This window comes from Anaerostipes hadrus ATCC 29173 = JCM 17467 (genome assembly GCF_030296915.1).
GTDB lineage: Bacteria > Bacillota > Clostridia > Lachnospirales > Lachnospiraceae > Anaerostipes > Anaerostipes hadrus.
On the sequence record NZ_AP028031.1, the window covers coordinates 2,720,737 to 2,735,708 of the forward strand.

Below are 14,972 nucleotides of genomic sequence, written 5' to 3' on the forward strand. Positions count from 1 at the left end.
CCCCTTTCTTTCATTTTGATCATTTAAATTTTAATACGTTACATATCGATACATTTTAAGATCTGTATATGTTGCGAATGGCAAGATCATTCCACCAAATCCGAGTTTTTTCAACTTCAGATTCTGCGTGATCTTGTAAGAAGAAATGCATTGATCCAATTTAAAATCTGACACTTTTCTTCGGATATTTTGTTCCATCAGATCCATCATTCGGAAATATTTTTGACGTTTATCTTTTTGTGATATCAACAGTAATAACAAATAATCCTCGTACGCCATTCCCTGTTTCACAGGTTTTCTCTTGCAATTTAACGTTGCCAGTCCTGCAAAAGAAAGCTGCCAGTCTGCAGATGTTTTTACTGCTGGGATTTTTTTACCATCTGCAAGATTTCTTACATCGATCACTGATTCCCCATAAGCAAGTGCTAGTAATAACAGGTTCTTTGCAACCGCAACTGCTGGTGGAAATCCTGTAACTCCAAGAATTGACGCTGCTAACAATGCTGCTTCTTTTTCTTTGGCCGGATCTTGATATACACAAGCTGCATTCATCACAAATCTAAGTGCGATCATCCTCCAGAAAACCATTCCAAGATTCTCTTTTTCCGAATCTTTCCCTGCGATCAAGTATTCAATCTCATATTTAATCCCGTCTTTTTTTGTTGTATCTGTCAGAAAATGAAAATATTTTGTTGCATATAAAACTACCGGTAATTCACTTGCAAAGGAATCCGTTGATGCTGTTTTTTCGAATTCATCTAATTCTTTTTCCACATCTTTTCGGTTCATAAAATTCCATGCACTCTGCTTTGTTGTGTCTTTTTTGCCATAGACAATATTAATTGGAAGATCTGACACTTTTTTCTCTCCCATGATCAATGGGACCGAGCCTTCTTTTAACAATTTCATAAATCCTTTTCTCGGATCTTTTTTTACTGGTTCTGATGTTAGTGTTTTTTCATTTTCCGTTTCTTCTGCTTCTTCTTCCTCTTTTTGAATCTGATCCTTAATTCCTGAGAGCTCATTTTTCTGGTCTTCTCCAGCCTTGATCTTTTTGGTCAAGTTTTTCAAAATATCCCCTGCTGCTTCATATTGCATCTGCTGCCGAATCTGATATTTTAAAACTTCTCCTTTTTGTGCTGACAGATCAAGTATATCTGAAATTTTTGTACTTCCTGTTTGAAAGCGAAAAGGATCTCCATTCTGATCCAGACTTTCTTTCATGCGGTCTGAAAAATCTGTTTCGATCTTCTTGTGATATCTTGGATCCATCGCATAAATATGATACATATCCGCAAGCTCTTTCTGATAATTTCCTTTTGTATGAGAAAGCCCAGACATATAAATACCCATCGCCTTTCCCCTCGCTGTATACATATAGATTCCTTCCACACATACGCTGATCAACAGTAAAAAAACAAGAAATAACATTGCAAGAAATGCACTCATACTACCTTGCTCATCCCGGATCATTTGACTTGTCCTGTTTTACTAGTGATCGTTTTAAAAATGCTATCAACGACTTTCTTGATCTGCGTCTGGAAAATAATGACGAGTCCGATCAAAACTACAATGATCAAAATCACCTCAACAACACCCATTCCTGATTCATCTTTAAAAAAATGCTTTAGAAAATTTTTCATATGTTTTACCCCCTGACCTTTTATGAAAATGTAGATAGTGCTGGAAACATCAATAATACTAAAATAACAACCAACATTACCATCATCGGTGCGAGCAGTTTTGTGCTTGCTTGTTCTCCTTTCCTTTTTGCATGTTCTTTTTTCTCAAAAAAAGCTCCTTCTTCCTCTTCTTTTAACCTTAGAAACAGATCCGTTGAACCTCTTGTAATACTCTGTACGAGCAGAACAGATAATTTTTGATAAGAAGACAACCCAATCTTTTTGCCCATCTCACCAAATGCTTTTGTCTGTGGAACTCCAAATGAAATCTGTCTGCATGTTTTTTTGATCTGTTCATATACGAAGATTTCTTTTTTGTTTCCTCTTCTTTGTTCTTTCTCGTATTCCGTCGCTACTGCTTCCAATGCAGCCACCACACTCATTCCTGTCCCCAGAAATAAAATCAGATGTTCTATGATCTGTGGATACTCCACCATAGATTGTTCCAATGTCTGTATTCTTTGTTCCTTATATTTTTCATTTTCGTGATACCAGAAAAATATGATCACTGCAATCCCAAGAAATAAAATTGCAGGAATCTGACTTTCATTTTCCGCAGGTAAAAGTCTGCCCTGCCGGATCACATCTGGAAGATAAAACTGTTCCTTCGTAATATGTTTTTCTTCCAATTTCTTAAGATCTGCAATGATCTTTTGTTTTTCTGATACCTTTTTCCCTGAATTCCCAGGAACTACACAGACAGGAATCTTTAAGATCCTTACTTCTCCTTGACATTCCATCCTTGCATTAAGATTCAACAGATAGTCTTTTTTGACATTCTTCGAAAACACATTGCCTTCTTCATCGATGACTGTAGGATCATCACTCTGCCATTGTACCGCAATATTTTCCCCAGGTATCTTTACTGGCATTTCAAGATTTCGTTCCACTTCATTTAATGATTTGTTTTTCGCCACAAGATGTTTCCTTAAATAAGCTTCTCCTCTGTCAAATGCCTGCGTGATCTGGGCTTTTGTATATCCTTTTGGATGAATCTCCAAGGTGTAAATATCATCATCGCTTTTTGTTTTAATACGAATCTGTTGCTCTGTAACTTCGCCGCCCGTTTCATCTCTCGTGATCAGAATTCTACGATCCTGACTGAAATAAAAGATTATGGTCAGAAAAAGAACGATAAGAAAAATAATAGTCGCCACGCTTATGATCTTCACCTGTTCATACAGACTCTTCCTTACTTTCTCATCTAATTGTTTCTTTGTTCCTATGAAACAGGATCCTATCTCTGCTTTTCTTTTTTCTTTGAGTTCTTCTGGAAGTTTTTCCACGATCTTATTAATCCATTGAAACTTAAATTTCAATCTCAGTCACCCTCTCTGCCCATATATCTGCGATCCACAGACATAAAAGAGAAATCACTGCGACTAAAACTCCGGCAAAACTCTCATACAGTATGTCGAAATATCCAGGATTTGAAATCCTTACATAAAGGAGAATAAAATATGGCATGACAGACATGATCTTTTTCTCCATTTGTTTTGCCGCGATCATCGTGTGAATCTCTTCTTTTGTCTGGATTGCCTGACTTAAATGTTCTATCGTATTTTCCGTGATCTCAATCAGATTCCCACCACTTTTTTTCGCAATTGATATGACCTGTGCAAACTGATAAAATTCTTCCAGACCTACATGTTCCGCCATATCAAAAAGCAGATTATCCACAGGTTCGTTCATTTTGAGCTTGTTTATCAACAATTGAAGTTCTTTTGCCAACAAACTGTGTTCTTCATACATCTCCAGATCATTTTTTGCTGTTTTCAATGCATTTTCAATAGAGTATCCTGCAGATAAACTATTTCCAATAGAAATCATCATTTCACGGAATTCCTTTCGCAGCTTTTCCTTCTCCCGATGCATCTTATGAATTCTTTGTTGTTTCATAAAAACAAACAAATATGGAATCAAAAGAATCGCAAATGCAATTCGGTCAAAAAACAGCCATGCGATCATCACGATATAGCAAATTCCCTTAACCAACTCTTGCTTCTCATATTTCCACAGGCTGATCTCTTGCTTTAAAAGATTCCATAAGTTTCCGATATGCTTCATACTGACCATACTCCTTTAACTTCTTCTGATCACATAATTCTGATCTCATTGTAAGTTCATCATCTTCATTCATCTCAAACAACGGATGTAATGCTACCTGACTCGCCGCCATACCAGTAATCTCTGAAATCTCCATCAGTTTTCGACTTCCGTCAAAGCTTCTTCCAAGATGAATGATCACATCGATTGCAGATGCCATCTGCCCACGGATCGCCTCTACTGGCATATCGACTCCCATCAAGACCATCGTTTCGATTCGCTTAAGCATATCTTTACAGCTGTTCGCATGTCCTGTCGAGATGCTTCCATCGTGGCCTGTATTCATTGCATTTAACATAGACAAGGCTTCTTCGCCTCGCACTTCTCCGACGATGATCCGGTCTGGCCGTGAACGTAATGCCGCTTTGATCAGTTCTTTCATATCGACCTGATTTTCCCCCGCTGCATTCGCATTCCTCATCTCTAACCGGACCAGATTATCAATCCCATTAAGTTTCAATTCTGCGGAATCCTCAATTGTTATGATCCTCTCATCTTTCGGGATACAATTTGACATTCCATTGAGCAACGTCGTCTTTCCACTGCCTGTTCCCCCCGAGATAAAAATGTTATAGCGCGCCCTTACAAGAATCTTCAAAAACTTCGCAATTTCTTCCGAAAATGCTTCCCGTTCACAAAGCCATGCTAATGTCATCGGTTCCTTTGCAAACTTTCGGATTGTCATCGTTGCCCCATCGATCGATATCGGCGGCAAAATGATATTTACTCTCGAACCATCGTTAAGTCTCGCATCCACAATTGGATTTCGTTCATTCACCATACGGTTCGCTCCTGATGCAACCTGCTGAATTACCTGATATAATTTTTCATTATCCGAAAAATGCCCAGGATATCGGTGCAGTTTTCCTTGCCGCTCAATAAAAATATTTTTATAGCCATTGATCATGATCTCCGTCACAGAATCATCTTCTAACAGATCTTGCAGAATATCCAATCTTCGAAGAGCATAAAAAACTTCCTGATTCAAGCGAATCTTGTCAGACAAAAGCAACGGATATTCTTCTGATATTTTCATGATCTCTTCCTGAATCACACCTTTTAAATGTTCGTCAGAAATCTCCTGTGAAAAATTCAATTTCTCCATTACTCTTTGTTTCAGCAATTCCTTCAAGGCCACTGCCCCCTTCCTCCTTTGTTCTTCCAGCTCTCAAGCATCACTTCTTCCCAGTTTGTCAATTTCCATACTCCATGTTTTCTCATCTGTTTTTGAAACTTCTTATATTCCATACACCCCAGATCTTGCCGCATAAGAGGGAGAAAAATCCGATCAAATAACCCAAAGAACTTAAGATCTGGCGGTGATGCGATGCCAATATCAAAAATAATACAAATTCCTGTTTCTCTTAATTTCTCCAAAAACCACTCATAATCCTGCATAGATAATTCTCGATAATCCAGATAACATGAAGCTCCCGCAAATCCTACACAACCATCAAACTTCTTCTGATGTTCCATAAAATATAGTACAATATCTTCTTTGTGTTCTTTGATATAAAACAACAAAAGGTCATCTGTCTCATCTTCTTCAAAGTGTCCATATGGTTGCATTCCAAAATAAATCCACCCATTCGAAGCTGCCATATTCCTTGCAAATGCCGATATCTCCAGTCTTGAAATCGGAGAATATACTCCAAAAATCCGTTCATTTTCAATCTGAGGACTTACATTCAGGCAATGATAGATTCCCGCTGCGATCTCTTTTGCACTCTGGCAATACATCCCACCCATAGATTCATTTGCTCCAATTCGGCAAACCGGAAAATCTCCATGATAATCCGTCTCTTCTGCCAGTACCAGGCATTCAAAATCTCCCTCTTGTTCCTGTTTAAAAAACATCTCCTCATCCGACGTAAATGATGCCGTCATCGGGAAATCTTTCTGGTGATTTAAGTATTCCATCAGCCGTTTTCCATACTGATGGTCTTTGTGATAAATACCGATTGAAATATCCTTCATAGTCCACCTCCTAACAGGCAGATCATGTACGCTGCAAGGATCCCAAATGAAAAATGTATCATTCCATCTTTCATAAGATCCCCATTCTCTGTCTCGTACATCAATAATCTCTTGTTATCCTTACATTGTGTTACATATTGAAATAAGCGAAATAATCGCAGATGGAAGTTCTTCCTCTTCCATAAAAAGATCACGGCATAAATACCGTTACATATAAATGACAAAATCAGAAACCGGGGCATTGCCCGTCCAATAGATATTGCACATACCATCAGCAGCTTCACATCTCCACCGCCAAGGCATCCAATATAGAATAATAATCCACAGCTGATCAGCACAACCAAAACTCCGATCATCATATCTGCTGCCTTCATCCCAGAAACTCCTGCAAGAACCAGCGTGATTAACGCTCCCGCCCCATTGAGCTTATTCGGGATCTTGAAATCTCTGTAATCATAAATTGCTGCCATGATCAAAAATAATAGAATCCATATCTTCATCTTTCCTCCTTCCTTTATGTTCCATTATTTTACATCTATTTACAGTATTTGTCTAGTATTTTTTCTATTATTTTACAGAAATACAAAATCCAGTATTTTACTAGCGCACTTTACATCACATTATTACTGCAATAAAAACACCGCTGCCGCATACAACACAATAATTCCTGGAAGCCCCAACAGTGCACCTGTTCCAATGGACAAGATATTAAGATTGACTGGTGCTGTGATTCCTTTCCGCATACAAACAATGCTGATTCCATATACGATCATCGCACAAAAAGCTCCCCGCAGCAAAAGCACTAGCAAATATGCCGGTTTCTTTACAATTCCGATCATCAGACAGATCATACATCCCGCTGCCACTATGTAAAAGATCATTTCATTTTGTCCCATAAAAAAATCCCTCCTTATGTAATCTTATGTTACATAAGGAGAGATATTCGTTTCTTATATGCTCCTAAGCTTTTATGAAAATAAATTAGACAGCCAGCTGAAAATAGACTGGAAGAAAGCTGCGATCTTATCAAAGATTCCCTGACTTCCTCCAAGCTTATCATATAAATCTTTTGCTTGAGATTTTAATTGAGACACATTCAGATCAAGTCCTGAAATCTTATCCATCAGACTCTGTATCTTCGCTCGGTCTGCATCAGAAAGATTGATATTTAAATCTTTTGCAGACTCTTCAATCGCCTGTTTGATCTCAGATGGAGATGACAGATTATCTTTTGCAACTTTCTGTTTGACATCTGCGATCAGTTTCTCTGCATCGTCAGAACCGATATTTTCCGCAACTTCTCCCGTTGTGATCAACTCGTCTGTCGCTGCATCTTTGCTCTTTTCTGGAATCTTCTTTCCTGTCATTTCTTCGTAGGCTTTCATAACGCCAACCAATGCTGCTGTTCCAGAAATCTTAAATGGACCAGCTACTTTTACATCGGCATTCTTGATGCCTGCTGTAATCAGAGCATTTCGATACATTCCAGATGTGCAGTAAGAGATATTCTGTGTTGTGACATTCACTCCATTTCCATCATCTTTCTGTTCTACAGTCACAGAAGATAATGCTCTTGTTCCGATCACTCTGCTTGATAGATAGCTGTCCAAATATTCATGTTCATCTTTATTTGTTACAGTAATAACTTTATAGTCGCTATTATCATCTAAATCCAGAAGTTCTAACACTTTCTTTTTCTGGGAAGCTGTTAAGTCAGCTCCAAGTGCCAGATATTTCTGATCAACGCTGTCTGCTTTGACAGTTACAGATGATAATACCATTGCGACACAAAGTCCTGCTGCAAGGAATTTTCCAATAAACTTTCTCATAAATCCTTTTCCTCCTGCTTATTAATTTCTTTCATCATAGCAAAAACGAATCTGACTTTCAATAGACCAAAATCATAAGAATTTCTTACGAAAATTTATACTTCTTTAACTGCAGCTTTTTTCTTTCTTCTGAAAAAAGCCATGATCAGGATAAAAACAACAAAACCTGCAATACTCAAAATTGCCCCTTCTTTAAATCCAACAGATACATAAGTCAGTGAAACTTTATGCTTTCCTTCCGGCACTTTCACTGTCAAAAATGCTTTCCCAAGTGCTTTTGTTTTCACTTTCTTGCCATCAATCTTCACCGTCCATCCTTTATCGTATGGAATTGAGAAAAATAACATCTGATCTTCCTGTGCATGGATCGTTCCACTTAGATGATTTCCTTTGGCACTGGTAAGTTTCCATGCATTTTCCTGCATCCTCTGTGCAAGTTCTTCCATCACTTCTTCATCAAGTTCCGCTGCTGTCAGTCTTACAACTCCAGACATTTCATTATCTTGTTTGAGTTGCATTTTGATACGGATCTCATCACCTTTCTGCACGTTTCCAAGATAAATAATCTGTGAATCCAGCCTTCCCGTCAAAACCTGTTCTCCATTTTTCTCGATCACAGTATTTTCTACCTGGCTTCCATCAAAATGAATATACAACCGCCTTGTTTTTGTTGATCTGATCGTAAATACCATGTTATCTGGTCGGGCGGATGTATTTTCAAATACATATTCTCCATCACCATTATCGGATGTGATCTTACAATCGTTTAATTGCGGCTTAGCTGTTTTGACTATATGAAACAACTCATCAACATCAAATGCACTCGTTGCCAGATCATTTTGTACATAAAATGGATTATAATCTTCATAATCCCAAGTTTGTACCAAGTCATCCATCGTATAGGCAAGTGCTGTTCGATAAGGATTTTTATAAACCGTGACATTTCCAACACTTTCTTTTAGTGAAAATTCGGTATATTTCGTATCATATGGACGGTAAATCTGATATTTCATGGACATCAGATTATTTGTAAATGGCGTTGCACCTTCATATAAATATTCATTTACACCCGTGTAGAATCCAAGCTGATCCATCATATCGACAACGTTTCCCTGTGCTGTGGAACCAAACAATGTCATTCCATTTAAGGTATGCCAGATACTTTCATCAAGCATACGCCCACTGATCAATTCCATTCTTATCTCTACATTTTTCTGATACTCTTTTTTTACTTCTGTGATAGCTTTGGTATCCTGAAAATAACTATCTGTATCGACGGTTCCATTTTCCTGAAATCCCATCACTGCCATCGCTGCGGTTTCTACTATAAATAAGAAACAGATCAATGTCGTAAATATTTTCTTCCTGAAAATCTTCTTCTGATATAATGCGAAACAAACCATATAAACTGCGATCGCTGCAACTGTTGCGTAAACCGTTTTCATTTCCAATTTCACTGTCGACGTTTTCATTGTGATTCCGATCAAAATACCGCATAGGATCACTGCAAAATAAATCCACAGTGAAACTTTTCTTTTGCCTCTTACCAACACACAATATCCTTCATACGCCATCGCAAGCAATGCAAAAATATACAAAAACGCAAAGCGGTTTGGAATTCCATACTGATCATGAAAACCATGCCAAACATAACCTAAGACAGGCATATTGAAACTAAAAAATAAAAATACAAGTAATAACAATCTTCGAATCTTATCGATCAGGCGAATTTCTCTAACTGCCAGATAAAATCCTGCCATTAATAAGGTTAAGATTCCACAATATAAATTGATCTTACTGTCATCTACCGCCATCGTAAGCGGTGTTGTCCCAAGAAAATGTCTGGAAAACAGATTTCCAAATGTTCCATACCATAATTCTTTTGGAAATTGTAATTTGGCTGAGGATGTCTGCATGATCCCAAGGTAAGCTGGCAGTAACACAACCGCTGCCATTGCTCCAGATAACAGTGAATATCCTGCAAAGCGGAATCCATTTGTAAAAAATTCTTTGACATTTTTATGTGAATATAGTAAATACCACAAGATTAAAAATAAACATGTCATATAGGACATATAAAAGTTACACCATAAAGAAATAAATAATGCAAAACAATAAAGTCTTCCATCATGTTCTTTGATCAGCTTATCAATACCATACAAAATGAGTGGAAGCATCATCATGACTTCCATCCACATAATATTCCAACTGTAGCCAACCATATAACTGCATAATCCATATGCCATTCCGAACGCAACAATGGATATCTCATCCTTTCCACGACGTTTTCTAAAATAAAATGCGGCTGTAAAGCAGCACAGTGCGATCTTTAAGACATACAAATGACTTAATATCATCGTAAGCATTGATTTTGACACAAGTGCGATCACCAGATTTAGTGGACTTGCCAGATAATACGCCCATAGTCCAAGGAAATTGTATCCAAGACCTGCATGAAAAGAATAAAACATCGAATCCATGCTTTTTAATTTTTCCTGATAATCTGCAAAAAAGGGCAAATACTGATGCAATGCATCAACGATCAGAAATGATTCACTGCCAAATGGCTGTATCTTCTCTGCGATCGCGATTCCTTCTAATAGAAGAACCGGCAGAAAAAACGAGAGTAACAGATACTTATGAGTTTTCAATATGTCTTTGATTTTGTTTGTCATGTCTGCTCCATTCTTTTACACGGTGATTGATTCCCATGATCATATGATATCTTTTTTTGATCATGGATGCGATCGAACCATGGGTCAATTCCGTAACATTTCCCCCATGTCTTCGATAATAAATAAGAGGTTCCTCCAAAAATACAACTTTCCCGAGTTGTTCTGACAGCAATCCGATCCATTGGTCATGAATCCAGATGTCATCTGGAATCGGCAGAATTCTTTTCATTGCGGATCTTCTGACTGCCATACAGCATCCGATATAGGAATTCTTTTTCATATTCTTCCAGAAGCCTGTTCCGCTATTTCTCCACTCAAAAGTGGTTTGATCTAAAGATGAAAGTTTTTCATCTACAATCTGTGCATCATGAACAACTGCCATCACTTTCGGGTCTTCAAATACACGCTCAATCTCTCTCATTTTATTTTTTTTCCACACATCATCCTGATCAGATAAGAAGATGATCTCCCCTCGACAATGCTTAAATGCATTCTCAAAATTTTTTACGACACCCTTCCCAGGTCCTTTAATTATGCGGATTCTTTGGTCGTTTTGGACCCAATCCTCAAGTATTGCTTCTGATCCATCACTAGCATCATCCACTGAAATGATCAGTTCATCTGTCTCTTCCATATTATCAAGAATCGATCTTATTTGCTCATCTATATATTTCGCGCCATTATAAAAGGCCATTGCCACAGATTTCATACTAATTTCCTTCCTGCGTATTGATTTTCTTGAAATATTATACCATATCTTATATAATAATTCTAAGACAAAGGCGTCATTGAGAAAAAGAGGCGTTTTCCGACCTCTTTTTGTTTTATCTTTTGGGATGTGCCAACACCCATTTGAAGAAGATACCCTCTGTTTTAAACACACATATCATTATGACTTATAAGGAGGAAACAAAATGTCATACGTAGATGAAGTGATCGAGCAGGTAGTTGCTCAGAACCCAGCAGAACCTGAATTCCATCAGGCTGTAAAAGAAGTTTTAGAATCATTAAGAGCCGTTGTTGAAGCAAACGAAGAAGCTTTCAGAAGAGATGCTCTTCTTGAACGTCTTGTAAACCCAGAACGCCAGTTCAAATTCCGTGTACCTTGGGTAGACGACAAAGGACAGGTTCATGTTAACACAGGTTACCGTGTACAGTTCAACAGTGCGATCGGACCTTACAAAGGTGGTTTAAGACTTCACCCATCTGTTAACCTTGGAATCATCAAATTCTTAGGATTTGAACAGATCTTCAAAAACTCTTTAACAGGACTTCCTATCGGTGGTGGTAAAGGTGGATCTGACTTCGATCCTAAAGGAAAATCTGACCGTGAGATCATGGCATTCTGCCAGAGCTTCATGACAGAGCTTTGCAAATACATCGGAGCAGATACAGACGTTCCTGCTGGTGATATCGGAACTGGTGCAAGAGAGATCGGTTACATGTTCGGTCAGTATAAGAGAATTCGTGGACTTTATGAAGGAGTTTTAACAGGTAAAGGTTTATCTTATGGTGGATCTTTAGCTCGTACAGAAGCTACAGGATACGGACTTCTTTACTTCACAGACGAAATGTTAAAATGTAATGGTAAATCTATCAAAGGTGCTACAATTGCTGTTTCTGGAGCTGGTAATGTTGCTATTTACGCAATCGAAAAAGCTCAGCAGTTAGGTGCTAAAGTTGTTACAGCTTCTGACTCTACAGGATGGATTTATGACAAAGATGGTATCGATGTTGAATTATTAAAAGAAGTAAAAGAAGTAAAACGTGCTCGTTTAACAGAATACGCTGCTGCTCGTCCAAGTGCTGAATATCACGAAGGAAGAGGAGTTTGGTCTATTCCTGTTGACATTGCTCTTCCATGTGCAACTCAGAACGAATTACACTTAGAAGATGCTAAACAGTTAGTAGCAAACGGATGTTACGCAGTTGCAGAGGGTGCTAACATGCCTACTACATTAGAAGCTACAGAATACTTACAGAAAAACGGAATCTTATTCGCACCTGGTAAAGCTTCTAACGCTGGTGGAGTTGCTACATCTGCTCTTGAAATGTCTCAGAACAGCGAAAGATTAAGCTGGACATTTGAAGAAGTTGATGGAAAATTACAGAACATCATGGTTAACATTTTCCACAACTTAGATGACGCTGCAAAACGTTACGGAATGGAAGGAAACTATGTAGCTGGTGCTAACATTGCAGGATTCGAGAAAGTCGTAGATGCAATGACAGCTCAGGGTATTGTTTAATCCTTAAGAAGAAAGAAGAATGTTCCCGTGGGACGGAATGTTCAATTAAAATAATGTCATGTGTATGTAGAAAGCGGAGATCCTTTTATGGATTCTCCGCTTTTTGGGTTTTATTTATTTGCTTTTAATTTCGGTGTTCTTATGATCTGTACGAGCAATGGAATAACCATGATAAACCATACGATCGGTTCTGCTACGATAACACCTGCATATCCCATCAAAGGAACTAATGTAAATGCGATCACCACTTTTCCGACCATTTCTAATCCACTGGATACTAATGGTGTAATCTGATCCCCGATTCCTTGCATAACATTTCTTACTATGCTGATGACCGCTGGCACATAATAAAAGATCGTATTAAACTTCAGGTAATTTGTTGCATTTACAATGACTACATCTTTGTGACTTCCTGTAACCATATGGACTAACTGCGGTCCGATCGTATAACTTGCGATCATCGCAAAAGTTGACCAGACACATGTATAAATGATCGCTAGTTTCATACCTTTCTTAATTCTGTCAACTTTCCCAGCTCCCATATTCTGGCCACAGAATGTTGCCATCGTCTGGCCAAAGACACTGAACATGATCATATATATTTCTGTGATCTTTCTTGCCGCTGTATGGGCTACGATAATTTCCTGCCCAAGCTTATTGATTGCTGTCTGTAATGTAAGTGATCCAATATTCACAAGAGAACTCATAAATCCCATAGACATTCCTGTCGCCAGCATTTCTTTGATCATTTTAGATTCCAGATCTTTAAAATCATTTTTATTCAGACGTAATAATTCGTACTTGTGAATCATATAAAAGCAACAAATGACCAATGCGATAAACTGTGCCAACACAGTTGCTGCTGCCGCACCCCATGTTCCCGTTTTCCATACTGCAACAAATAAAAGATCCAGTACGATATTTAATCCTACAGAAATCGCAAGGATCAATAATGGTGTTAACGTATCTCCGATGGCACGCATCACCGCCATCAAAATATCATAAAACATCGTGACCCATAAACCAATGATAATGATCAGTATATATTGTTTCGCTTCGATAAATAATTTGCCTGGAACATTCAAAAATCCTAAAATCGGATTGATAAATACCGTTCCGATCAAGATTAAAATAGCAGAAACGATCACTCCTAACACAAGTGCGATCACAAATGATCTTCGAACTCTCTTTTTATCACCTGCTCCAAATTTCTGCGCTGTAATGATCGCAAATCCATTGGCCAGACCTAATAAGAAACCAACGATCAAGTTACTGATCGTTGTCGTTGCACCAACTGCAGCAAGTGATCGCTCTCCAAGAAAACTTCCGACAATTCTTGTATCAGCAAGACTGTATGTAAGCTGTAATAAGTTTCCTAAAAATACTGGAATCGCAAATCCTAAGATCAATGTTGAAATCTTTCCTTTTGTCAGATCTTTCATGATCGATCCTCCGCTTTCTGTAATCTTCCATCTCCATCGATCACAACTTTCATTCCTTCATTGATATCTCTTTCGTATAGTAATTTATCTTCCATGAAGATTATTGTTTCTTCCTTCGTTATTTCTTCTTTTAAATATACTTTATCTTTGATTTCCTGTCCTTCCGGGCGGCCTTCACAACCGAAGTCTGGTTCTTCGATTCTTGTGACGTAGTATGTGTCCATATATTGTTTTTCCTTCTTTCTTTGTTATGTTTGAAAATTTTGTAAAATAAAAATCATCTGTAATACGATTTTTATTGCCGTATTACAGACGATTTTTATTTTAGCATAAATGATGTTATTAGGACAGTATAGATTGCATTTCTTTTGCTAACCACTACGATTTCCTATATTTCCACATCAAAACCGAACCAATATAAGAAACCAAAACCATTACAATTGATATCACTACTGCATTCTTTAAAAACACCTGACTCCCCGGAATTCTTGGTATTTTTCGTATTGCATAAAAGATCAATCTACCTCCTACATAGCAAACTAAAAACAATGGCAATCCTACAAGTCTGTTTCTTATATTTTTTAAATGTAGCATGAGATTTACTGGAATCTGAATTGACATGCATAAGAAACTTACTACAACGATCCATTGAATCACTTGCTTTACTTCATAGAACGGAACTTCAACATTGAGAACGCCAAGTGCTCTTCCGATCAAAAATATGATGGTCATAATTGCTGTCGCTACAATTCCAAGAAGATACCTCATACCAACTTGTTTCCTTCCACTGACTGGTAAGATCTTGCAATACTGATTCCATCCACAGGCTTGATCATCAATCATTGTGTCATTGATTTGTATTACCAAAAGTGCTGACAAAACAGCCCCACCAGTACCAAATCCAAAAAAACCTATGATCAGCTGAAGAATTAAAAGTATCCAAATCACATATTTAATTCCAGATTCCATAATCCTGTATTTGTATTCTAATAACAAACCTTTCATACTGCCT

The 14,972-nt window shown here is 37.8% G+C and carries 15 protein-coding genes; 1 reads left to right on the forward strand and 14 read right to left on the reverse strand.

The features are described from left to right. Positions 1 to 30 precede the first annotated feature (30 nt). The 11 genes from QUE18_RS13230 to QUE18_RS13280 form a co-directional block, all read right to left on the reverse strand. A complete protein-coding gene (locus QUE18_RS13230; RefSeq protein WP_009204120.1) occupies positions 31 to 1,473 on the reverse strand; it encodes a DUF5702 domain-containing protein in 1,443 nt (480 codons plus the stop codon). Next, positions 1,470 to 1,643: a Flp1 family type IVb pilin gene (locus QUE18_RS13235; protein ID WP_009204121.1), complete on the reverse strand. Its 174-nt coding sequence runs from the start codon at positions 1,641 to 1,643 to the stop codon at positions 1,470 to 1,472. Before QUE18_RS13235 ends, QUE18_RS13230 begins: the two co-directional genes overlap by 4 nt. Positions 1,644 to 1,663: 20 nt before the next feature. Continuing rightward, the gene (locus tag QUE18_RS13240; RefSeq protein ID WP_009204122.1) at positions 1,664 to 3,001 is read right to left on the reverse strand and encodes a type II secretion system F family protein; all 1,338 of its coding nucleotides are present in this window, start codon (positions 2,999 to 3,001) and stop codon (positions 1,664 to 1,666) included. Then, positions 2,991 to 3,749, reverse strand: coding sequence for a type II secretion system F family protein (locus QUE18_RS13245; protein WP_009204123.1), 759 nt, complete (start codon positions 3,747 to 3,749; stop codon positions 2,991 to 2,993). Before QUE18_RS13245 ends, QUE18_RS13240 begins: the two co-directional genes overlap by 11 nt. After that, positions 3,688 to 4,920: a CpaF family protein gene (locus QUE18_RS13250; RefSeq protein ID WP_009204124.1), complete on the reverse strand. Its 1,233-nt coding sequence runs from the start codon at positions 4,918 to 4,920 to the stop codon at positions 3,688 to 3,690. The genes QUE18_RS13245 and QUE18_RS13250 overlap by 62 nt, the downstream gene beginning before the upstream one ends. Next, positions 4,917 to 5,765, reverse strand: coding sequence for a hypothetical protein (locus QUE18_RS13255; RefSeq protein ID WP_009204125.1), 849 nt, complete (start codon positions 5,763 to 5,765; stop codon positions 4,917 to 4,919). The genes QUE18_RS13250 and QUE18_RS13255 overlap by 4 nt, the downstream gene beginning before the upstream one ends. Beyond that, entirely contained in the window at positions 5,762 to 6,265 is a 504-nt protein-coding gene (locus tag QUE18_RS13260) for an A24 family peptidase (protein ID WP_009204126.1), read from the reverse strand. The genes QUE18_RS13255 and QUE18_RS13260 overlap by 4 nt, the downstream gene beginning before the upstream one ends. A 123-nt stretch (positions 6,266 to 6,388) precedes the next feature. Continuing rightward, positions 6,389 to 6,661, reverse strand: coding sequence for a pro-sigmaK processing inhibitor BofA family protein (locus QUE18_RS13265; RefSeq protein ID WP_009204127.1), 273 nt, complete (start codon positions 6,659 to 6,661; stop codon positions 6,389 to 6,391). A 72-nt stretch (positions 6,662 to 6,733) separates the two neighbouring features. After that, on the reverse strand, positions 6,734 to 7,594 hold the full coding sequence (locus tag QUE18_RS13270) for a DUF1002 domain-containing protein (RefSeq protein WP_009204128.1): 861 nt from the start codon (positions 7,592 to 7,594) through the stop codon (positions 6,734 to 6,736). A gap of 95 nt (positions 7,595 to 7,689) precedes the next feature. Continuing rightward, a complete protein-coding gene (locus QUE18_RS13275) occupies positions 7,690 to 10,269 on the reverse strand; it encodes a YfhO family protein (protein ID WP_009204129.1) in 2,580 nt (859 codons plus the stop codon). Continuing rightward, positions 10,232 to 10,978: a glycosyltransferase family 2 protein gene (locus QUE18_RS13280; RefSeq protein WP_009265223.1), complete on the reverse strand. Its 747-nt coding sequence runs from the start codon at positions 10,976 to 10,978 to the stop codon at positions 10,232 to 10,234. The genes QUE18_RS13275 and QUE18_RS13280 overlap by 38 nt, the downstream gene beginning before the upstream one ends. 205 nt (positions 10,979 to 11,183) lie before the next feature. Here QUE18_RS13280 and gdhA point away from each other — a divergent pair, with 205 nt between their 5' ends. After that, the gene (gdhA, locus tag QUE18_RS13285; protein ID WP_008393150.1) at positions 11,184 to 12,518 is read left to right on the forward strand and encodes an NADP-specific glutamate dehydrogenase; all 1,335 of its coding nucleotides are present in this window, start codon (positions 11,184 to 11,186) and stop codon (positions 12,516 to 12,518) included. Between the two features lie 110 nt (positions 12,519 to 12,628). On the opposite strand, the gene QUE18_RS13290 is transcribed toward gdhA, so the two are convergent. From QUE18_RS13290 to QUE18_RS13300, 3 genes are all read right to left on the reverse strand, one after another. Further along, complete coding sequence (locus QUE18_RS13290; RefSeq protein WP_009204131.1) at positions 12,629 to 13,960, reverse strand: MATE family efflux transporter; 1,332 nt, start codon at positions 13,958 to 13,960, stop codon at positions 12,629 to 12,631. Next, on the reverse strand, positions 13,957 to 14,184 hold the full coding sequence (locus QUE18_RS13295; protein ID WP_008393152.1) for a hypothetical protein: 228 nt from the start codon (positions 14,182 to 14,184) through the stop codon (positions 13,957 to 13,959). Before QUE18_RS13295 ends, QUE18_RS13290 begins: the two co-directional genes overlap by 4 nt. Positions 14,185 to 14,338: 154 nt before the next feature. Then, on the reverse strand, positions 14,339 to 14,965 hold the full coding sequence (locus QUE18_RS13300) for an ABC-2 transporter permease (RefSeq protein ID WP_009204132.1): 627 nt from the start codon (positions 14,963 to 14,965) through the stop codon (positions 14,339 to 14,341). Positions 14,966 to 14,972 lie beyond the last annotated feature (7 nt).